Origin of the sequence: Streptomyces sp. NRRL F-5122, assembly GCF_001507435.1 — a bacterium.
Classification (GTDB): domain Bacteria; phylum Actinomycetota; class Actinomycetes; order Streptomycetales; family Streptomycetaceae; genus Streptomyces; species Streptomyces lannensis.
In genome coordinates, this window is record NZ_LMWH01000161.1 from 111,977 (window position 1) to 131,562 (window position 19,586).

Genomic DNA, 19,586 nt, shown 5'->3' on the forward strand with positions numbered 1-19,586 from the left:
CCGGGCGCGTCATCCGTTCGGCCCCCTTGGTAAGGGAACGGTAAAGCGGTCCCGCTCGTTCACAGGTCATGACAGCTATGACCCCCGGCTCGAACATCCCGCTCGGAGCCACTCGCGTGACGGTCGACGTCGCCGCCCCGGTGCGGCTCGACGTGTCGGCCCTGCTGCTCACCTCCGATGGCAAGGTGCGCTCCGACGACGACTTCATCTTCTACAACCAGCCTTCGGGGCCGGGCGTCACCTACCGCTCGGGCGGCGGGACGAACCCCGACGCCATCATGGTCGACACCGCCTCCGTGCCCTCCGGTATCGAGAAGATCGTCGTCACCGCGAGCCCCGACGCCGCCGGTCAGACCTTCCAGGGCATCGAGCCCACGGCCACTGTTCGCAACGCCGACGACAACTCCGTCCTCGCCACCTTCACCCCGCCCCAGCTCGGCGCGGAGACGGCCCTGGTCGTCGTCGAGGTCTACGTCCGCAACGGCGCCTGGAAGGCCCGTGCCGTCGGCCAGGGCTACGCGAACGGCCTGGCGGGCATCGCCACCGACTTCGGGGTCAGCGTGGAGGAGCCGGTCGCGCCCGCCCAGCCCGTCGCCCCGGCCGCGCCGCCGATGCAGCCGCCCGCCGCCCCGCCGGCGCCCACCCTGGCCGCCCCGCCGGCTCCCCCCGCTCCCCCGGCTCCGCCCGCCCCCGTTCCCGGCGCCGGAAAGATCAACCTCGACAAGGGCCGCGTCAGCCTTCAGAAGAACCAGACCGTCTCCCTCGTCAAGGGCGGCCGCCCGCTGCTCTCGCAGGTCAAGATGGGCCTGGGCTGGGAGCCCGCCTTCCGGGGCAAGGACATCGACCTGGACGCGTCCGTCATCGCCTACGGCCCGCAGCGCAATCACATCGACAGCTGCTACTTCGGCAAGCTGACGATCCTGAACGGCTCCGTCAAGCACTCCGGCGACAACCTCACGGGTGAGGGCGGTGGCGACGACGAGGTCATCGTGGTCGACCTCGGACGCCTGCCCCAGGAGGTCACCGGCCTCGTGTTCACCGTGAACTCCTTCTCCGGGCAGAAGTTCACGGAGGTCGCCAAGGCCTACTGCCGCCTCGTGGACGCCGCCACCGACCAGGAGCTGGTCCGCTTCGACCTCACCGGCGCCGAAGCGCAGACGGGCGTCATGATGGCCAAGCTCATCCGGCAGTTCTCCGGTGAGTGGGAGATGACGGCCATGGGCGACTTCGTCAAGGCCCGCACGGTGCGGAACATGGTGAAGCCGGCGGCCCAGGCCCTCTAGTACCCGGGCAGAACACCTGCGGGCTCCCCTTCATCCGGGAGCCCGCGGGCGGCCGGGCTCCTACGGCCGCAACCCGTCGGTGAGCAGCGACAGATAGCGGCGGATGTGCTCGCCCCGGCCGTCGGCCAGTTCCGAGGCCGTCGCCACCCCGTGCGCGAGGCGCAGCACCTCGATCGGCTCGAGGTCCTCCCGCAGGGTCCCCTCCCGCTGCGCCGCCTCGACCAGGCGCCCCGCCGCCTCCTTCATGGACGTGCCGCACGCCGTGACGGCCAGCGAACTGCCGTCCGTGACGGCCGATCCCAGCAGGGCCTTCATCCCGCGTACCTGGATGGTCCCGGCGCATAGCTCGTTGAGCCACTCCACCAGCGCCTCGCCCGGCGGCAGTTCCTTCGCGAGCTCGTCGGCGCGGGCGGCGATGGCCTCGATCCGGTCGACGTAGGCCGCCTCCAGCAGCGCCTGACGCGTCGGAAAGTGCCGGTAGAGCGTGCCGGATCCGACCCCCGCCCGCTTGGCGATGTCATCGAGCGACGCGTTCTCCCCGTGCTCGGCGAATGCGACGGCCGCCGCCTTCAGCAACCGCTCATAGTTGCGACGGGCGTCCGCGCGCATGGGTCTGACCTGCGACATCCAGTTACTCCTTGCAAACCGGGGACCCTCTCCGTATCTTATCGAGCACTAAACGGAGACAGTCCCCGGTTATCTCCGCGGGCAGCTCGTCCTGCCGCGCACCGTTCCTCCGTGCCGCCCGCACCCGCCCGGGGACGCCGAAACGGGAGAACTCCATGGCCACCCCGTCCGCACCGTCCACGACCGTCGACGCGCTCTTTGCACCACCACCAGCCGCCAGGCTCGGCACCGTCCTCTTCATCGTCGTCACCGCCTACCTGATGGTCGGCGTCGACTCCACCGTCGTCAATGTCGCGCTGCCCGACATCCAGCAGGACCTCGGCTTCAGCCGCACCGGCCTGTCCTGGGTGCTCAACGCCTACACGCTCGCCTTCGGCGGACTGCTGCTGCTCGGGGGCCGCATCGGCGACATCGCGGGCCGACGGCGCACACTCACCGTCGGCGTCCTGCTCTTCGCCCTCTCCTCCCTCCTCGGCGGTCTCGCCACCGACAGCTCCTGGCTGCTCGCGGCCCGCGCGCTCCAGGGCATCGGCGCCGCCCTCATCGCCCCCAGCACCCTCGCCCTGATCACCACCAACTTCCCGGACGGCCCACGCCGCCACCACGCGCTCGGCGTCTACTCCTCGATGGCCGGTATCGGCGCCTCGCTCGGCCTGGTCCTCGGCGGCATGCTCACCTCCTGGGCGTCCTGGCGCTGGGCCCTGCTGATCAACGTGCCCATCGGCATCGCGGTCGCCGTCGCCCTGCCCCGTTTCGTGACCGAAACCCCGCGCCGTACAGGGCGGTTCGACACCGCGGGCGCGCTCACCGGTACGGCCGGGACGGCCTCCCTCGTGCACGCGCTGATCCGCGTCTCGGAACAGGGCTGGACCGACCGCTGGGCACTGTTCGACCTCGGCGCCGCGGCGGCACTGCTCACGGGGTTCGCCCTCATCGAGTCCCGGGCCGGACAGCCGATCCTGCCGCTGCGTCTGCTCACGAGCCGCAACCGGGCCGGGGGCTACGCGGGAGTGCTGCTGCTGCCCGCGGGCATGTTCGGCGCGTTCTACTTCCTCACCCTGATCTGTCAACAGGTCCTGCACTACAGCCCGTTGCGCGCGGGGTTCGCCTTCCTTCCGCTCACCCTCGTGATGTTCACGACCGTGCGCGTCGTGCCCCGGCTGCTCGCCCGGCTCGGTGTGAAGCCGGTGCTGCTCACCGGCATGGCCCTGCTCGCCGTGGCGACCGGATGGTTGTGGCGGCTGCGGCCCGGCGACGGCTACGCCACCGGCCTGCTCGGTCCGCTGCTGCTGATGGGGCTGGGCGTCGGCCTGAGTTTCATGCCCCTGAACGCGACCGTCCTCGCCGGAATCGGGCCCCGCGAGGCGGGCGCAGCCTCCGGTCTGCTCCAGACCCTGCAGTGGCTCGGCGGCACCCTCGGCCTCTCCGCGCTGGTGACGGTCTACGGCACGGCCACCCGGCACGCGGCCGGCTCCCCCGCGCAGATCCTCACCCACGGCGCGGCCCGCGCGTTCGGGGTCGGCTCCCTCATCGCGTTCGCCGCGCTGCTGGTCTCGGCGTTCGTCATCACGGGCACCCGGCCGCAAAAGGCGCGCCCGATCCCCTAGAACGCGGCGCCGCCCGCGCTCGGCGGGCGGCGCCCCCGCGGCTGTGGGCCGGCTCCGTCGGCGCGTCGGCGCCGGACCGCGCGGCGACGCGGGCCGCCGCGCTCCCCGCGGATCACCGCGCGGAGCGCGGCGAGCCCGGGCCGCTCACTCGAGCCACGGCCACCGACCGTCGCTGCCCCGCTCGAGCAGCGACACCATCCGGAACGCGCCGTCCGTCAGGCCTCCGAAGGTGTGCCTGTTGCCACGGCCCGACGGGCCGTGGCCCGCCCGGTACCCGGCGAGGTTCCAGGTGTAGACCGGCACATGAGACGGGACCTGCTCGGTCGGGTCGCCGTGATGGTTGTGGGCGTACTGCTCGTCGGTGACGATCAGCACCCGGTCGTGGCCGCCGTAGTGACGGCGGACCGCCCCGGTGGTGTCGGTACCGCCCAGGTCGCCGAAGCGGCCGAGGACCTTCAGCACCGACTCGCCCCTGCGGAAGCCCACCGTGTTGCTTCCGGTTCCGAACTCGACGAGGTCCGCGTCCGCCGCCCGCAGCGCCAGCGCCGTTCCGAAGACCGCCGCCGCGTCGGCCCGGGTGAGCTCGGAGCGGTCCGACAGGCGCGAGTAGAACATCGAGCCCGAGCGGTCCACGAGCACCAGTGTGCGGCCCGGCAGCGCGGGCACGTTGGCCAGCGAGTGACCGAGCGCCTGCTCCAGTGGGTACGACCAGCGCAGCGACGGCGCGTGCCGGTGGGCGGCGAGGTACCGGAACGGGAACTGCCGCGATCGCGCCACCTCGACCGGGTCGCTGATCCGCGCGGCGACCTGTGCGGCCACCTCGTCGGACACCCCGGCCTCGTCGAAGTTCCGCAGGTTCCGCATGAGTGCCATGGTGCCCATGGACGGAATCACGGCCTCCCAGGCGGCCTTGTCCATCGGACCCTGCAGCCAGCCCGCCAGCGCCTCCCAGGTCATCCCCGCCGCCGCGAGCCGCTCGGCGCCGCCGGGAGCCGTGACGACGGCGCGCCGCTGCTCCACGGGGATCGCCATCAGCTCGCGGTGCGCCGTGAGCACGGCGTTCGAGGCGGGCGGCAGCGCGGTGTCCGGGTTGTGCCGGCGATCGAGCGCGTACCGGAACAGTTCGCCCTGCCACGGCTTGTCGGGATGGGGCGCAGCGTGCACCAGGTTGAGGACGTCACCGAAGCGGTAGCCCTTGGAGACTGTGTCGTACTTCAGCAGCGCCTTGCCGTGGTAGAGGCGCCGTACGGCGTCGGCGAGGCCGCGCTTGACCGGCTTGGGCACGTTCCGGCCGTACGCCGAGGTCCAGTACGCGAGCAACTCACCGGGCTCGTCCGGCCGCTGCAGTACGGAAGAGACGACCTGACGGTTGGCGGGGCCGTCGGTCGCGCCCGCGTCGAGCCGTGCCTTCACATACTCGGCGGCGCCCACGACCGAGGCTGTCCGCAGGTTCCCCTCGCCGCGCAGCCAGCCGAGCAGGCCGGCCGTCCAGGACGGGTCGGTGACGGCGAGCCGGCGCACCAGGGCGGCGAACCGGTCGTCGCGGTCGGCGCCGGTCTCGTAGAAGGTCCGCTGTGCGACGAGGTTCGAGACGGCGAGCAGGAACAGCTCCGAGCGCGGGTCCCGCTCGTGGCCGCGGCCGCCCTCGTAGGTGCGCAGCACGCGCCCCGTCGAGGTGACCCGCGATGTCGGCTGCGGCTTGGCGGCCCTGGTGTTGAATCGCGCCATGCTGAATTCCCCCGAATTCGTTTCCGTTCCGGAGGGAGGCACGGCAAAGGAAGGGTGCCCGAGTTCAGGGGTCGGCGACGGAGTTCGGTCACATGCTCTGTCAGTTGAGCTGCACCGGCGCGAAGCCGATGACGGGATTCGAACCCGCAACCTTCTGACCCCATGAAGCAACCGTTGCCTGCGCACCGGACACCCGTCCTGTGCTGCGCCTCCCGAGATCAAGTCGGCGGCGGCGTGGATTCTTTTTGCAGAAGAAGTAGCCGCGGCCCGCGCACCGGGAGGTGCATGAAGTTGTGGTGTCCAGAGATCGAGGCCGGCGGAACCGACAAGGTGCTCTGCCCGCTGAGCTACACCGGCGCGTGGTACCGGTGGCGGGACTCGAACCCGCGGCCGCCCCATTATGAGTGGAAGTAGGTCCTGCCTTCGCACCTGGACGTGCATCACTCTAGGAGGCGGGCCGCGGGCCGGGCCAACGAATTAAGTCCCGCAGGAGCCGGTCTGGTTGCGGGAGTTCAGCCGCGCTTCTGGCGCTTCCAGGGACCGGTGACGGCCACCATGATGCCGGGGTCCTGGATATTGGCGAACAGGGTCTTTCCGTCGGGCGAGAACGTGACGCCGGTGAACTCGCTGTACTCCGGCTCCTCCTCGGTGCCGATGTTCAGGTCGTTGCGGGCGATCGGGTAGGTGCGGCCGCTGTCGGTGGCACCGAACAGATGCTGGACACCCTCGCCGTCCCCGGCGATGACAAGACCGCCGTACGGGGAGACGGTGATGTTGTCGGGACCGTCGAAGGCGCCGTCCTTGGCCGGGTCGGGGTTCACGCCGAGCAGGACCTTCAGCGTGAGGGTCCGGCGTCGGGGGTCGTAGAACCAGACCTGGCCGTCATGCTGGACGGGGCTTTCCTCACGGGCGTACGAGGAGACGATGTACGCACCGCCGTCGCTCCACCACATGCCCTCCAGCTTGCGGGCCCGGGTGACCGCGCCGGCGCCGAACTGGCTGCGGATCGAGACCGTCTTGGCGTCGCGGTCGGGGACGTCGACCCAGTCGACGCCGTACACCGTGCCGATCCTCGTGGCGCGGGAGAGGTCGTCGACGTACCGGCCGCCGGAGTCGAAGCACTTGAACGCCTGGAGCCGGCCGGCCTCGTCCGCAAGGGTGCGCAGCCTGCCCCGTCCGTGGTGGAAGCCCTCCGGCGGGGTCCAGCGGTACAGCAGCCCGTTGGGCCCGGAGGCGTCCTCGGTCAGGTAGAGGTGGCCGCGCTTGGGGTCGACGACGACGGCCTCGTGGGCGTAGCGGCCCAGCGCCTTGATGGGCCGGGGGTGCCGGTTGGCACGACGGTCCTCGGGGTCCACCTCGAAGACGTACCCGTGGTCCTTGGTCATGCCGCTCTGACCGGCCTTGTCCTCGGTCTCCTCACACGTGAGCCACGTGCCCCACGGGGTGCTGCCGCCCGCGCAGTTGGTGGACGTGCCCGCGATGCCCACCCACTCCGCGACGTGGTCGTGGCGGACCTCGACGACGGTGCAGCCACCGGACGCGGCCGGGTCGTAGACAAGACCCTCGGTGAGGGGCACCGGGTACTTCCAGTCGGCGCGGGGACCCTTGAGCTCGTGGTTGTTGACGAGGAGGGTGGTGCCGCGCGGACCGTCGAAGGTGGCGGTGCCGTCGTGGTTGGAGGGGGTGAACTCGCCCGACTCCAGCGTGGTCTTCCCGCTGTGGGTGATGACGCGGTACCGGAACCCGGCGGGCAGGGCCAGCACGCCCTTGGGGTCGGGGATCAGCGGTCCGTAGCCGACACCGCCGTGCCGGTCCGCCTCCTGACCGTCGGCGGTCTCGGTCTCGGTGTCGGTGGATGCAAGGGCGCCCGGGGCGGTGGCGAGGGCTCCGACGCTGCCGGCCAGTGCGACACCGGCGCCGGTGAGCGCGGATCGTCGGGCGAAGTCCCTGCGGGTGAGCGACATGCTGTCTCCTGTGGAAGGGGAGTGAGTCGGTCGGGGGGTGGGGCTCGCGGACCTCGTTGCGCGCACACGCTCCCGCTTCCGCCTGAACAGCGGCTGAACACTGGTCGACGTCGGCTGACGAACTTCTATGAATCCACCAAACGGGCCCCTTGAAGCCACCTCACCCGCACCAAGGACAGGCAACGGCGCAGGGCCCCGGCCCGCCGCGCACCCGCACCGCACGGCGCGCTGCGGCAGCCCGCCCCCGGCATCCGGGTACGGGACGGCGCGGAAGGGCCGGTGGCCCGTGCCCGGCGGGGCACGGGGGGCGGAAGCAGACGGCGAGCGCGGTCCCTGACCGCTCAGCCACCCTGCTGCGAGCGCGCCTTGAACGCCGCCTTCCGGGCCTCCTTGGCCACCTTCTTGTCCGGGTGCAGGCGCCCCATCGCCTCCAGCACCTCCGCGGTGGCGGGATGGTCCACCCGCCACGCGGTCGCGAAGAATCCGCTGTGCTGCGCCGCAAGGCCCTCCACCAGCGCCCGCAGCTCCGCCGAGTTGCCCTCGGCCGCCAGCTGAGCGGCAAGGGTGTCGATGGTGAGCCAGAAGACCATGGACTGCGGCGGTGCGGGCACGTCGGCCGCTCCGTGCTCGGTCAGCCAGACCCGTGCAAGTCCGCCCAGCTCCGCGTCGTCCAGCACCTCGCGCAGCGCCGTCTCCGCCTCCGCCCCGACCAGGGACAGCGCCTGCTGGCAGCGCAGCCGGCGAAGCGGGGCCCCGGCGTCGAGGCCGCGGGCGGCGGCCAGCAACTCCCTCGCCGCGGCGAGCGGTTCACGGCGGGCCAGCCACTGCTCGGTCTCGGCCTGGGCCGCCGCCGCCGGAAACGCGGACGTGCCGTCGAGCAGCGTGTCGGCGCCCTTGTCCGCCAACTCACCCACCGCCGGGGCGGACATCCCGGCCTCCTCCAGGCGCGTGCGCATTCCGTACAGTCCGAGCGGAGTCAGCCGCACCATCCCGTAGCGGCTCACGTCCGTCTCGTCCACGGGAGCCGCGGGCTCCTCGTCGGGGTCCGCCATGAGCGCCTCGTCGACCGGCTGGAACTCGACGAGTCCGATCGGTGCGAGGATCCGGAACTGGTCGTCGAGCCGCATCATGGCGTCGGACACGTGTTCCAGCACGTCGTTCGTGGGTTCCGTCATGTCGTCGGGGACGATCATCGACGCGGCGAGCGCGGGCAGCGGCACCTGGCCGCCACCGGGCACCTCCTCGCCGACGGTCAGCAGATAGAGGTTGGCCAGCACGCCGTCGAGGAACTCGGCCTCCGCATCCGGGTCCCAGTCGAGGGAGGAGAAGTCGATCTCGCCGCCCTCCCCCATGGCGTCGACGAGGTCGTCGAGATCGGGGACGCTCGCGTCGGCCAGTACGGCCTCGAGCGCGTCGAGCCAGACGCCGAGCACGTCGCCGGGGCTGCCCGAGGTGAGCAGCGCGAGGCCCGCCCCCGTGGTGACCGTCCCCTCGTCCTCGTCGGCGATCTCGACGAGACCGCTGTCCACGGCGACCCGCCAGGCCTCGCTCGCGAGTGCGGCGGCGTCCTCGCCGGTCAGCCCGAGCACCTCGGCCGCGCCGGGCAACTGGTCCTCGGCGAGCTCGCCCCCGGCACCGACGCGTGTCCCGGGACCGGCCCAGCGGGCGAGCCGCGCGGCTCGGGAGAGCAGCGGTGTGGCGAGCGCGTCCCGCGCGAGCTCCGCTTCGGAGTGCAGCCGAACCGGCGGCAAGAGGGAGCTGTCTGACATCGGCTGGGTCTCCTTGGGCCTACGTGGTGTCCGGGGCGGCGCCTCGGACACAGGCTCAGCCTAGACGGATTTCCACCCATGCCGCCCGGTTCATCTCCCGGTCAGCAGTCATACATGGCCGAAACCTTGACAACTGCCCCACGCACACAGGAGATTGACGCGCGTAGAAGTCGGCGGACAGTTGTTCACCGAGGGTCACCGGCACCGTCGAGGGGCCGGAGGACCGGCGCTTCTACGCGCGTCGCGCCGCCCGCCGGCCGCGGCCCCGTACTCCACCTTCGTCCCGGCACCCACGTATGTCCCCGGAGGGATTCCGTTGCCGAGCAAGTCTTCCTCGCGCCTCGCCGCGCTCACCGTCGCCGCCGTCTGCACCACCGTCTCCGGCGTGGTGCTCACCACGCCCGCACACGCGGACACCGTGCGCATCCACGACATCCAGGGCACCACCCGGACGTCGCCGCTCGCGGGCCGGACCGTCACGGACGTGGCCGGAATCGTCACCGGTGTGCGCACCTACGGCTCGTCCAGGGGGTTCTGGATCCAGGACCCCACCCCTGACAACGACCCGGCCACGAGCGAGGGCGTATTCGTCTTCACCAGCTCCACCCCGAAGGTCGCCGTCGGTGACTCGGTGACCGTGACGGGCACCGTCTCGGAGTACGTCCCCGGCGGCGCCTCCACCGGCAACCAGTCGGTGACCGAGATCACCAAGCCGACGGTGACGGTGCTCTCCGGCGGCAACGCGGTCCCGGCCCCGGTCGTCGTCGACGCGAGGTCGGTGCCGGACCGGTACAACCCGGCAGGCGACAAGGCCGCGAACGGCTCGATCAACGGCCTCGCCCTGCGGCCGCAGAAGTACGCCCTGGACTACTACGAGTCCCTGGAGGGCATGAACGTCCAGGTCTCCGACACCCGCGTCGTCACCGCCACCGATCCCTACACCGAGCTGTGGGTCACGGTGAAGCCGCACGAGAACGCCGACCGCCGCGGCGGCACGGTCTACGGCTCCTACGACTCCCAGAACACGGGCCGGCTGCAGATCCAGTCGCTCGGCCCGGCCGCCGACTTCCCGACGGCCGATGTCGGTGACACGCTCACCGGCCCGACCGCGGGGCCGATGGACTTCAACCAGTTCGGCGGCTACACCCTGGTGGCGAACCGGATCGGCACCCTGAAGAGCGGTGGCCTGCAGCGGGAGACCACGCGCAGGCAGTCGCGCGACGAGCTGGCACTGGCGACGTACAACGTGGAGAACCTGGACCCGGCCGACACCACCTTCGCGGCCCACGCCTCCGCGATCGTCAACAACCTCCGGTCGCCCGACATCGTCTCCCTGGAGGAGATCCAGGACGACAACGGCGCCACGGACGACGGCACGGTCGGCGCGAGCCTGACGGTGAACAAGCTGATCGACGCGATCGTCGCGGCGGGCGGCCCGAGGTACGAGTGGCGCTCGATCGACCCGGTCAACGACCAGGACGGCGGCGAGCCCGGCGGCAACATCCGCCAGGTCTTCCTCTTCAACCCCGGCCGGGTCTCCTTCACCGACCGCCCGGGCGGCGACTCCACGACCGCCGTCGGCGTCACCAAGGTGCACGGCAAGGCGCAGTTGACCGCCTCCCCCGGCCGGATCGATCCGGCCGGCGAGGCCTGGACGAACAGCCGCAAGCCGCTGGCCGGCGAGTTCGTCTTCCGCGGGCGGACCGTCTTCGTGATCGCCAACCACCTCACCTCCAAGGGCGGCGACCAGCCGCTGACCGCGCAGTACCAGCCGCCGTCGCGCAGCTCCGAGACTCAGCGCCACCTGCAGGCGACCGAGGTGAACACCTTCGTCAAGGACATCCTCGCCAAGCAGGGCAACGCCGACGTCGTCACGCTCGGCGACATGAACGACTTCGAGTTCTCCGACACCACGAAGATCCTCGAGGGTCAGGGCGACCTGTGGTCGGCGATCAAGTCGCTGCCCAGGAGCGAGCGCTACACGTACGACTACCAGGGCAACAGCCAGGTCCTCGACCAGATCCTGGTCAGTCCGTCGATCCGCCGTGGCTGCGACTTCGACTACGACAGCGTGCACATCAACTCGGAGTTCCACGACCAGATCAGCGACCACGACCCGCAGGTGCTGCGGTTCCGGCCGTAGTTCCGGCCCGCGGCCCGAGACGGCGACGAGCCCGGCCCCCGACGGGGGCCGGGCTCCTCCGATGCTCCGGGGTCAGGCGAACACCTCGTCCAGCCAGCGCTGCCAGGCGGCCGCGTCGGCCTTCGCGTCGGCGCCGGGCGCGAAGTCGTGGACGCTGATGCCGACCGGGGCGCCCCAGTGATTGCGGCCGAAGACGCGGATGAGCGCGTCGTCGGAGCGCAGTCCGAGGAAGTACGGGTTGTGGTAGTCGACCACCGCCGGGAAGAGCCCCTTGTCCGGGCCCCGCACCTCGACCGTGGTGCCCGCGGGGACGTCCTCCGCGAGGCCCAGTCCGCGCACCGCGGTGCTGAGCGCGTCGGCCGCCTTGGACGCCTCGGGACCGTCCAGGGTCGTGAAGGCGACCGGACGCGGCGCGAAGTGGGTCAGGTACTCGCGCATGGTGTGCAGGTAGAAGTCCGTGTGCTTGTCGGCGCCGTCGTACTGGTTGTCCCAGTCCTCGACGAAGATGCCGCTGTGCACGTACCGCACCCAGGCGTGCCGCTCGCCCTCGCGCGGCTCGATCGTGTAGTCCAGCTGATTGAGCGTCTGCTCGGCGATGCCCTCCACGTTCGCGACACGGTTGGTGTACCGGTGCGGCGGATCCCAGGTGACGACCGTGGATCCGAAGGGTCCCGTGCCGCCCTCCCGCGGCTCGGGCGCGTCCATCGGCCACAGCCAGCCTCCGGTGCCGGTGGTGAAGGCGTCCCACACCTGCTCGGGTGTGGCGTCGACCTCGAACTCGCGGGCGATCTCGAATTCTTTGGACATGGTGGGCTCCTGCGCGTGAATGGGGCGTGTCAGTCGGTGAGTTCGGCCGGGGGAGGCTGGGGCGGCCGGGACTCGCCGTCCTCGGGTTCGACGGCCGGGTCCTCGTCCGCCCGAGGATCGGGGGCCTGCGGTGCGACCGTGGGGTGAACGGCCACGACGATCCGGTGGTCACGGCCGCCCTCGGCGTCCGGGGCGTCGTACTTGCGGATGAGGGCGCCGACTCCGGCCGTCAGCTCCTGGATGAACGCGGCACGGTCGGCGGGGGAGGCGAAGCGCACCTCGCCGTCCAGCGCGTAGGTCGCGAGGCGCTTGTGGGCTCGGGCCGCGCCGGTGATCAGCGTGCCCACGTCCCGCACCAGGCGGGCGCCGAGGGCCAGCAGCCAGCGGGCGGAGAGCTGGTCGCGGAACCGGTCCGGGTCGGGCTGCACGGAAGCGAGGGCGAGCGGGCTGATCACGTACGACGCCGCGGTGGCCCGCATCAGCCGCTCGGTGACGTTGCCCTTGCGGCGCTCGCCGGCCAGCTCGACCAGGCCGTGCCGCTCCAGTGCCTTCAGGTGGTAGTTCACCTTCTGCCGGGGCAGCCCGACCTTGCCGGCCAGCATGGCGGCCGACGCGGGGCCCGCCGCCAGCTCGGCGAGCAGCCGGGACCTGATCGGATCCAGCGACACGGCCGCCGCTTCCGGGTCCTCGATCACGGTGACGTCCAACATGGCTTCAGCTTCCCACCGAAAACTTTTTTTGCCCAGACTGGGCGAGTTTTCGGTCAAGGGTGTCGCGGTACATCGAGCGTCGGGGTCCGGACCGTACGGTCCGTCGAAGGTCACATGGGGCCGGGCGCACAGCCGTCCCCGTCGACCGGGCGGAGTCCGCGGGAGGGGTGGAGTGCGCAACGGCACGGAGGCGCGGGGTACGGCGGCAGGACACGGCGGCGGGCGGGGCCGGAACCGGCACGTCGTACGGCCGCGACCCGGCCTCGCTCACGGTTCACCGCGCGTTCAGGGCGCGCGGCCGCCGCCGACGTGCGCTACGACCCGAGGTCCTGCCCCGTCGACCCGCGTTCCTCCAGTCGCGTCAACCGGGTCTGGAACCAGTCGAGTCGGGCCTGCAGAAAGGCCGCCTCAGCGGCGAGTTCGTCCACGCCGGCGCCACTGGGCGGGGGCGCGGCGCCCTGTCCGGCCCGCACCCGCAGGCCCTCCCCCGCCAGGCGTGCGAAGGCCGCGAGCGACACCGACACACGGCCGCGCGCGCAGTCCGCACAGGTCGCCTGGAGCGCGCGCCAGCCCGGCCTCCCCCAGTCCGCTTCGGCCAACGACGCGGCCGCCGCCCCGCACGATCGCACGCACGCGCCGACCGTCATGGCCCGCACCCGCTGGCGCGCGTACCTGAATCCGCGCTCGAAGCGGATGTAGGCGCCGAGGACGGCGACCTCGAGAAGAACGGCCGCCCGGTGCTCCGCGGTGCACAGCAGCCCCTCGGCCTGCGCGCGGTCGTGCACACAGTGGAAGCCGCAGTCACAGCGCCGGTGCGGCGCACGGTGCCGCAGTCCGTAGACGCACCGGGCCTCGCCGACCACGCCGTAGGGCAGCGCACCACCGAGCGACACGCCGACGAACCCCACCCGGCCGCCGTCATGGGACAGCACCGGGTGGGCGATCTTGTATCCGGTCGGCGGCTCCGCGGGACGTTCCTCGGGCAGCCGTAGCCTCATCGCGTGACCGGGACCTCTTCGGAAGCGGGCGCAGCCGACTCCTCCAGCGATTCGAGGACCTCGACATCGGACTGTTCCTCGTGGTCCTCCGGGCGTTCCTCCGCGAACCCGGTGGCGAGTGCCTTGCCCAGCTTCATGACGCCTCCCGCTGTTGGTGACCGTCCCGACCATGGTGGCCCACAGGGAGCGACTCGGCACCAGTGCCCGACCCTTCGCGCCCCTCGCCGTGCTCCGTTCGAGCCCCCTTTCGCACAGCGATGCTAAGGAATAGCGTGTAGAAGAATTAAGTGGAGCTTCACGGTTGTCCTGCCGAAACTGGTCCCATGACGACACCCGCACGCGCCTCCGCTCTCTTCGGCCGCGTCCTCTGCGCCATGGTCACGCCCTTCACCGAGACGGGCGACCTCGACCTCGACGGGGCTCAGGTGCTGGCCGAACGGCTCGTGGCCGAGGGCTGCGACGGCCTGGTGCTGTCCGGAACCACGGGCGAGTCGCCGACCACCACCGACGACGAGAAGGCCGCGCTGGTGCGGGCGGTGCGAGAGGCGGTCGGCGCGCGGGTGTCGATCGTGGCCGGCGTCGGCACATCGGACACACGGCACACCGTCGAACTGGCCCTGGCGGCCGAAAGGGCGGGCGCCGACGGGCTGCTGGTGGTCACCCCGTACTACAGCCGGCCCCCGCAGGAGGCGGTCGAGGCTCACTTCCTCGAGATCGCCGACGCCTCCGCGCTGCCGCTGGTGCTCTACGACATCCCCGGCCGCACCGGCACCCGCATCGAGCCGGCGACGATGCTCAGGCTCGCGGGGCACCCGCGGATCGTGGGGGTCAAGGACTGCTCCTACGACCTGCTCGGCGTCCAGAAGGTGCTGGCCCGTACGGAACTCGCCTACTACGCGGGCTGCGACGAACAGGTGCTCGCGCTGTACGCGGTCGGCGGCGCCGGTTGTGTGAGCACGGTCGCCAATGTGGTGCCGCGTCAGTTCCGCGCGATCCTCGACGCCTTCGACGCCGGCTCGACGGCTGAGGCCGCCCGGCTCCAGCAACGGGCCATTCCGCTGATCGAGTCGATGATGGCCGCCGGCCTTCCCGGCACGGTCACCGCGAAGGGGCTCCTCGGCCGGCTCCGTCTGCCGTCCGGCCCGGTCCGCCCGCCGCTGCGGCCCGCGGACGGTGGGACGGTGGACGGACTGCTGTCGGACTACCTGGAAGTGACCGGCCAGGAGTGATCCGGCGCAGGTCCCGGCAGGACACGAATTCCGTCGCCCCGCCGCCGGCACTGCCGTACGTTGACGGAGTGAGCCGACCGTTGCTGTATCTCGACGTCGACGGCCCCCTCAATCCGTGGGCGGCCGAGCCCGAGCGCCGCCCCGACGGGTATACGACGATCCGGGTCGCCCTCCACCCCGGGCGCGCCCTTCGGGTGTGGCTCCATCCGGGGCACGGCGAGGCGTTGCTCGGTCTCGGCTACGAACTGTGCTGGGCCAGCACGTGGATGGATGCCGCGAACCGCTGGATCGGACCGGTCATCGGCCTCCCGGAGCTCCCTTATGTCGACTTCGGCGCCGGCCTGCTCGCACTGCGTCCCGACGGGGTGCACTGGAAGACCGAGGCGATCGTCGCCCACGCGGCCGGCCGCCCGTTCGCCTGGGTGGACGACGAGCAGAGCCCGGCGGACGAGTCCTACGTCACCGGCCATCACCCGGGCCACGCCCTGCTGTACCACGTCGATCCCCGGGTCGGGCTGCGCGAGGGCGACTTCGCGATGCTGGCGCAGTTCGCGACAACGGTCTCGGAGTAGAACGCCGGGCCGGGACGCACGCGGTCGGGCCCGCGTCTCGGCTCGTCCTCCCACGGCCCAGGAGGTCATGGCACTCTCCGGGCCGCGGGAGGACGTTCGACGACGACCACCGGGGGCGGGCCGGCGAACTCCCGTGATCGGCAGCGGCCCTGCGTGCCGTTCGGCCGCCCGCCCCGGCACCACGGACCTGGGGGCCTGTGACGGCGCCCGGAACGCCGCCGGGAACCGCTCCGGGACCGGCTATGCGGCGGAGTGGCGGCGCCGAAGGAACAGCACCGTCGGAACGGTCATGGCGAGCGGCACGATTCCGGCGACCAGCCAGCCCTGGTGGAGGGCGGCGGTGAAGGCCTGCGGCGAGGCGAGGGAGACCGTGTGCGCCAGCGAGGCCGTAAGGCCCCCCGTGCCCCCGTGGGCGATGCCCGCCACGACGTCGTCGGCGCGCCCGGCCGGAACTCCCGCCGAGGCCAGCCGGTCGTGCAGGAGCCGCGGGAAGCGGGTGGTGACCAGGGTGCCGAGGATGCTGGGACCGAGGACGCTGCCGAGCTGGCGGAACATGTTGACCGACGCGGCCGCCATGCCGGCCTGCAACGGCGGCACGCTGTTGACGGCCGCCGCCGTCGAGGGTGCCACCAGCAGGGCCGAACCCACTCCGGCGACGAACAGGCCCGGCCACATCGCGCCGTACCCGCTGAACGGCCCGGCCGCCAGGAGCGCGAAGGCTCCGCCGCCCATCAGGACGAGGCCCGTGGTGAGCGTGACGGCGATGCCGAACCTGCGCACCAGGCGGGCGGCGAACGCGCTGAGGACGATGTAGGCGGCGAACATCGGGAGCAGCTTCACCCCGGTCGTCAGGGCGCTGTCGTGGGCGACCCGCTCCAGGTACAGAACGGTGAGCAGCGAGATGCCGACGAAGGCCAGCATCGTGACGGCGCCGATGCTCATCACGGTCGTGAACGACGCGTTCCTGAACAGCCGCAGCTCCAGCATGGGATCGCCGTGGCGCAGCTCGACCCGGACGAAGGCCACCAGCGAGACGGCGAACACCGCGTACGCGGCGATGATCGTGGGCTCTGCGTAGCCGGTGGCACCGCCCTCGATGATCGCGTACGTCGCCGACGCGACCGCCAGCGTGCCGAGCACCATGCCCGCCGGGTCGAACCGGCGCGTCGGATGCCTGCTCTCGCTCACCAGCAGCGGAGTGAGGACGAGGGTGATCAGACCGATGACGACGTCGGTGAGGAAAACCGCGTGCCACGACACCTGGTCCAGCAGCACGCCCGCCACCACCGGCCCGATCGCCAGCCCGAGGCCGGCGCAGCTGGCCCAGATGCTGATGGCCCCGGTCCGCTCATGGGGATCGGCGAAGGTGTGGCTCACGATCGCCAGGCTCGCGGGCAGGACGGCGGCGGCACCGACGCCCATCAGGGCCTGGGCCGCGATGAGGAGTCCGGCGCTCCCCGCCAGGAAGGCGATGAAGCTCCCCAGTGTGAAGAGCGCCACGCCCGCCCAGAACACCCGCCGCCGCCCGAGGAGGTCGCTCAGGGTGCCGGCCGACAGCACCAGGCTGACCACGGCGAGGCTGAAGGCGCTGCTCACCCAGACCAGGGTGCTGGAGGAGATGTGGAGGTCGTCCTGGAGCGGGGACAGCGCGGAGATCGTCGACGACACGTTGACGAAGGTCATCATCACGCCGAGGCAGAGGACCAGGAGGGCCCACCACCTCCGTCGGTTCGGGGCGGTGGGTGCAGAGTGCTGTTCTGCGAGGACATTACCCTGGCTAGTGGAAACCATAGCCAGAAGGTAGCACGCTGACTATACAAATGCGCAGCCAGAGGGAGCGTGATCGACATGTCGGAGTCCACGGGAGTGCCGGAGCCCGGTGTCGAGGCCGTGATCACGCGGTCCGGCCGATTCGCCGACCGCGGCGCCTGGAGTGCAGAGGGCTGGTGCCGCATGGAGCGCGCCCTGGAACTGGTCGGCACCCGTTCCGCGATGGTGCTGATGCGCGAGGTCTATTACGGCGGACGGCGCTTCGACGAACTCGCCCGGCACACCGGCCTGACCGAGGCCGTCACCTCCCAGCGCCTCAAGCGCCTCGTCGACGCCGGCCTGCTGCAGCGGCACCCCTACCGGGAACCGGGCCAGCGGACCAGGTACGAGTACGTACTCACCGATCTGGGCCGGTCGTTGTTCCCGGTGTTCGTGGCGCTGATGGAGTGGGGCGCGCAGCTCGGCGACCGAGCCGGCGTCGAACTGGTCCACGCCGACTGCGGAAGCCCGCTCAACGCCGTGGTGCAGTGCACGAAGGGCCACCCCGTGGGGCTGCAGGACGCGGTCGCACGGATCGTGTCGGACGGGGAACGCGAGGACCTCTGACGGCGCCGCGCACCCACCGTCCCGCCGCACGGCGATGACCCGGGCCCGCACGGCACGAGCCCCTGGACCGCCGGGCGCCCGCGCCGTGGCCCTTCGTCCCCGGGCCCGGGCGCCGGACGGCCACGGTGATGTGCCGAAGACGGCCGTCCGGGCGCCGTGGATCTCCCCCGGCGGGTAGGGATGCTCAGGAACGCGGCGCGTCGACCGGCTCCTTGCGGGAGGCCCGCAGCGAAGGGCAGAGCCCGGCCAGTGGACCCACGAGGACCCCGGCGACCGGCGCTCCGAAGGCGAGCCGGACTGACGGCGGAGACGACCACGCCCAGGGTGGCGCCGACGACCCGGCCGAGGACTTCCCTGCACCCGCCGGGTGGGATGCCGACTCGGTGCCGGTTCCGCGAGCCGCAGCCGGGGCAGCAGCAGACCCACCACCGCCGGATTCCGAACCGCGCGGGATGGTGCCCACGGGCCGTGGGAACCGCGGAATCGTGGGACTTCGCCAACGGCGACGGACCGGCGCACCGGGAACACGGCACGGTGAGCGCCCGATGGCCCGGCCGGCGACGGGGTCGTCACTGGCTTCACCGTGGCGCCCGCGGTTCACGGCCACCGGCTCAACGCATGACCGAACCGTGACGGCGGGTCCGCGAGCAGAGCGCCGCCGGGAGCGGCCGCCGGTTCAGATCACATGCGGGCCGGAGACGAAGCGGCCGTTCTTGTCGTAGGGCCAGGCGTTGGCGATGCATCCGCGCAGACCCTTGATCTGCTGCATCATCACGGGGGCCAGTTGTCCGGGGCCCGCACAGGTCATGTGCGTATAGCCCAGGAAGTGCCCCATCTCGTGGTTGATGATCAGCGCCCGGTAGTCGTGGATCGGGCCGTCGAACGTGGGCGAGCCCTCGACCCAGCGCTTGAGGTTGACCACGACACCGCCGGCGACCTCGCAGTTGTACTCGCCTCGGGTGTCCTGGTGGATGCCCGTCCAGCACAGGGCGTCCGCCGTTCCCGGTGTCGCGATCTTCACCGTGAGATCGTGGGCGGCTCCCTCGCCCACCAACTGGAAGGCGTAGGCCTCGTTGTGGGTCCAACCCCGTGGAGCGGCGAGAATCTCGGCGATCTCGTTCGCCGCTCGCGCCGGCGAGATGTCCAGCCCCGTCTCGACCTCCACCACATAGCGCAGCGGCTTCGGGCCGTGACCGACCTTCGCCCCGCCGGCTTGCGCGGTCACGAACCTGCCACTGCCGGTCGCGGGGACGTCGATCTCGGTGGGGGTCGGCGTCGGAGTGGGCGTGGGAGTCGGGGTGGGCGTGGCGGTCGGACGGTGTGCGGGGGCGGTGTGCCCCGTGTTCCGCGGGCGCGGCGCACCGCTCGACGCATCGCTTCGTCCGCTGTCCAGGAAGTACGTCACGGACCCGAGCAGGCCGGCAGCCACCAGCATGCCGACCAGAAATCTCCGGCCGCGGCGGCGCGGACGCCGCCTGCCCTGGGAGGACCGGTGCCGACTGCCACCACGGTGGGAGGACCGGCCCTGACGGCCACCACGCTCGAAGGCCACGGCGCTGCCGGTGGGCGGTGCGGATTCCCGCTCTCGTGCCGAATACATGGCAGCTCAAACTGGTCATTTCAGATGATCGCCATGAGCTCACATCATCACGAAACGGTAACGAGTGACCTCTCACCCCGTTATCTTCTTTGCGGTCCTGCAAGAGGGCCGCTGGCCTCCGGGCCCGGCATGGCTGTTGCCCCCTGTCGAACGGATGACCTGGGGGGTGGTGT

General features: G+C 71.6%; 16 protein-coding genes. 6 read left to right on the plus strand and 10 right to left on the minus strand.

Translation table 11 applies throughout. The features are described 5' to 3' along the window. Window positions 1–77 precede the first annotated feature (77 nt). A complete protein-coding gene (locus tag ADL25_RS17915; protein ID WP_107116636.1) occupies window positions 78–1,283 on the plus strand; it encodes a TerD family protein in 1,206 nt (401 codons plus the stop codon). 60 nt (window positions 1,284–1,343) lie between these two features. Here ADL25_RS17915 and ADL25_RS17920 read toward each other — a convergent pair whose 3' ends face one another. Further along, window positions 1,344–1,910, minus strand: coding sequence for a TetR/AcrR family transcriptional regulator (locus ADL25_RS17920; RefSeq protein WP_059128758.1), 567 nt, complete (start codon window positions 1,908–1,910; stop codon window positions 1,344–1,346). Between the two features lie 155 nt (window positions 1,911–2,065). On the opposite strand from ADL25_RS17920, the gene ADL25_RS17925 reads away from it, so the two are divergent. Then, window positions 2,066–3,517: an MFS transporter gene (locus ADL25_RS17925; protein WP_059128759.1), complete on the plus strand. Its 1,452-nt coding sequence runs from the start codon at window positions 2,066–2,068 to the stop codon at window positions 3,515–3,517. Window positions 3,518–3,661: 144 nt separating this feature from the next. Here the strand turns inward: ADL25_RS17925 and ADL25_RS17930 are convergent, their stop codons facing one another. The 3 genes from ADL25_RS17930 to ADL25_RS17945 all read right to left on the minus strand — a co-directional run bounded on the left by ADL25_RS17930 (window position 3,662) and on the right by ADL25_RS17945 (window position 8,978). Beyond that, complete coding sequence (locus ADL25_RS17930) at window positions 3,662–5,245, minus strand: TROVE domain-containing protein (RefSeq protein WP_059128760.1); 1,584 nt, start codon at window positions 5,243–5,245, stop codon at window positions 3,662–3,664. Between the two features lie 512 nt (window positions 5,246–5,757). Beyond that, complete coding sequence (locus ADL25_RS17940) at window positions 5,758–7,209, minus strand: alkaline phosphatase PhoX (protein WP_059128761.1); 1,452 nt, start codon at window positions 7,207–7,209, stop codon at window positions 5,758–5,760. A 341-nt stretch (window positions 7,210–7,550) separates the two neighbouring features. Continuing rightward, window positions 7,551–8,978 carry a hypothetical protein gene (locus tag ADL25_RS17945; RefSeq protein ID WP_059128762.1) on the minus strand — a complete coding sequence of 476 codons (1,428 nt, stop codon included), beginning with the start codon at window positions 8,976–8,978 and terminating at the stop codon, window positions 7,551–7,553. Between the two features lie 316 nt (window positions 8,979–9,294). Between ADL25_RS17945 and ADL25_RS17950 the strand changes: the two genes are divergently transcribed. After that, the gene (locus ADL25_RS17950) at window positions 9,295–11,121 is read left to right on the plus strand and encodes an endonuclease/exonuclease/phosphatase family protein (protein ID WP_059128763.1); all 1,827 of its coding nucleotides are present in this window, start codon (window positions 9,295–9,297) and stop codon (window positions 11,119–11,121) included. A gap of 72 nt (window positions 11,122–11,193) precedes the next feature. Here the strand turns inward: ADL25_RS17950 and ADL25_RS17955 are convergent, their stop codons facing one another. From ADL25_RS17955 to ADL25_RS49775, 4 genes are all read right to left on the minus strand, one after another. Continuing rightward, window positions 11,194–11,928: an SRPBCC family protein gene (locus ADL25_RS17955; protein WP_059128764.1), complete on the minus strand. Its 735-nt coding sequence runs from the start codon at window positions 11,926–11,928 to the stop codon at window positions 11,194–11,196. Window positions 11,929–11,957: 29 nt separating this feature from the next. Further along, window positions 11,958–12,638 (minus strand): ArsR/SmtB family transcription factor, encoded by a 681-nt coding sequence (locus ADL25_RS17960; protein ID WP_059128765.1) that lies wholly within the window; start codon window positions 12,636–12,638, stop codon window positions 11,958–11,960. A gap of 314 nt (window positions 12,639–12,952) precedes the next feature. After that, on the minus strand, window positions 12,953–13,636 hold the full coding sequence (locus ADL25_RS17965; protein ID WP_059128766.1) for a hypothetical protein: 684 nt from the start codon (window positions 13,634–13,636) through the stop codon (window positions 12,953–12,955). After that, on the minus strand, window positions 13,633–13,773 hold the full coding sequence (locus tag ADL25_RS49775) for a hypothetical protein (protein ID WP_181923021.1): 141 nt from the start codon (window positions 13,771–13,773) through the stop codon (window positions 13,633–13,635). Before ADL25_RS49775 ends, ADL25_RS17965 begins: the two co-directional genes overlap by 4 nt. A gap of 186 nt (window positions 13,774–13,959) precedes the next feature. Between ADL25_RS49775 and dapA the strand changes: the two genes are divergently transcribed. Together dapA and ADL25_RS17975 are read left to right on the plus strand one after the other, a co-directional pair. Next, window positions 13,960–14,865 (plus strand): 4-hydroxy-tetrahydrodipicolinate synthase, encoded by a 906-nt coding sequence (gene dapA, locus ADL25_RS17970; protein ID WP_059128767.1) that lies wholly within the window; start codon window positions 13,960–13,962, stop codon window positions 14,863–14,865. A gap of 68 nt (window positions 14,866–14,933) precedes the next feature. Then, entirely contained in the window at window positions 14,934–15,437 is a 504-nt protein-coding gene (locus ADL25_RS17975) for a hypothetical protein (RefSeq protein WP_059128777.1), read from the plus strand. A gap of 240 nt (window positions 15,438–15,677) precedes the next feature. Here ADL25_RS17975 and ADL25_RS17980 read toward each other — a convergent pair whose 3' ends face one another. Then, on the minus strand, window positions 15,678–17,228 hold the full coding sequence (locus tag ADL25_RS17980) for an MFS transporter (RefSeq protein WP_059128768.1): 1,551 nt from the start codon (window positions 17,226–17,228) through the stop codon (window positions 15,678–15,680). Between the two features lie 57 nt (window positions 17,229–17,285). On the opposite strand from ADL25_RS17980, the gene ADL25_RS17985 reads away from it, so the two are divergent. Then, entirely contained in the window at window positions 17,286–17,813 is a 528-nt protein-coding gene (locus tag ADL25_RS17985; protein ID WP_059128769.1) for a winged helix-turn-helix transcriptional regulator, read from the plus strand. Window positions 17,814–18,489: 676 nt separating this feature from the next. Here ADL25_RS17985 and ADL25_RS17990 read toward each other — a convergent pair. After that, window positions 18,490–19,248: a DUF3152 domain-containing protein gene (locus ADL25_RS17990; protein WP_234380955.1), complete on the minus strand. Its 759-nt coding sequence runs from the start codon at window positions 19,246–19,248 to the stop codon at window positions 18,490–18,492. Window positions 19,249–19,586 lie beyond the last annotated feature (338 nt).

Coding starts and splice junctions, on each gene's coding strand:
- ADL25_RS17915 (WP_107116636.1), top strand. CDS start 78: ATGACCCCCGGCTCGAACATCCCGCTCGGAGCCACTCGCGTGACGGTC.
- ADL25_RS17920 (WP_059128758.1), bottom strand. CDS start 1,910: ATGTCGCAGGTCAGACCCATGCGCGCGGACGCCCGTCGCAACTATGAG.
- ADL25_RS17925 (WP_059128759.1), top strand. CDS start 2,066: ATGGCCACCCCGTCCGCACCGTCCACGACCGTCGACGCGCTCTTTGCA.
- ADL25_RS17930 (WP_059128760.1), bottom strand. CDS start 5,245: ATGGCGCGATTCAACACCAGGGCCGCCAAGCCGCAGCCGACATCGCGG.
- ADL25_RS17940 (WP_059128761.1), bottom strand. CDS start 7,209: ATGTCGCTCACCCGCAGGGACTTCGCCCGACGATCCGCGCTCACCGGC.
- ADL25_RS17945 (WP_059128762.1), bottom strand. CDS start 8,978: ATGTCAGACAGCTCCCTCTTGCCGCCGGTTCGGCTGCACTCCGAAGCG.
- ADL25_RS17955 (WP_059128764.1), bottom strand. CDS start 11,928: ATGTCCAAAGAATTCGAGATCGCCCGCGAGTTCGAGGTCGACGCCACA.
- ADL25_RS17960 (WP_059128765.1), bottom strand. CDS start 12,638: ATGTTGGACGTCACCGTGATCGAGGACCCGGAAGCGGCGGCCGTGTCG.
- ADL25_RS17965 (WP_059128766.1), bottom strand. CDS start 13,636: ATGAGGCTACGGCTGCCCGAGGAACGTCCCGCGGAGCCGCCGACCGGA.
- ADL25_RS49775 (WP_181923021.1), bottom strand. CDS start 13,773: ATGAAGCTGGGCAAGGCACTCGCCACCGGGTTCGCGGAGGAACGCCCG.
- dapA (WP_059128767.1), top strand. CDS start 13,960: ATGACGACACCCGCACGCGCCTCCGCTCTCTTCGGCCGCGTCCTCTGC.
- ADL25_RS17980 (WP_059128768.1), bottom strand. CDS start 17,228: ATGGTTTCCACTAGCCAGGGTAATGTCCTCGCAGAACAGCACTCTGCA.
- ADL25_RS17985 (WP_059128769.1), top strand. CDS start 17,286: ATGTCGGAGTCCACGGGAGTGCCGGAGCCCGGTGTCGAGGCCGTGATC.
- ADL25_RS17990 (WP_234380955.1), bottom strand. CDS start 19,248: ATGCTGGTGGCTGCCGGCCTGCTCGGGTCCGTGACGTACTTCCTGGAC.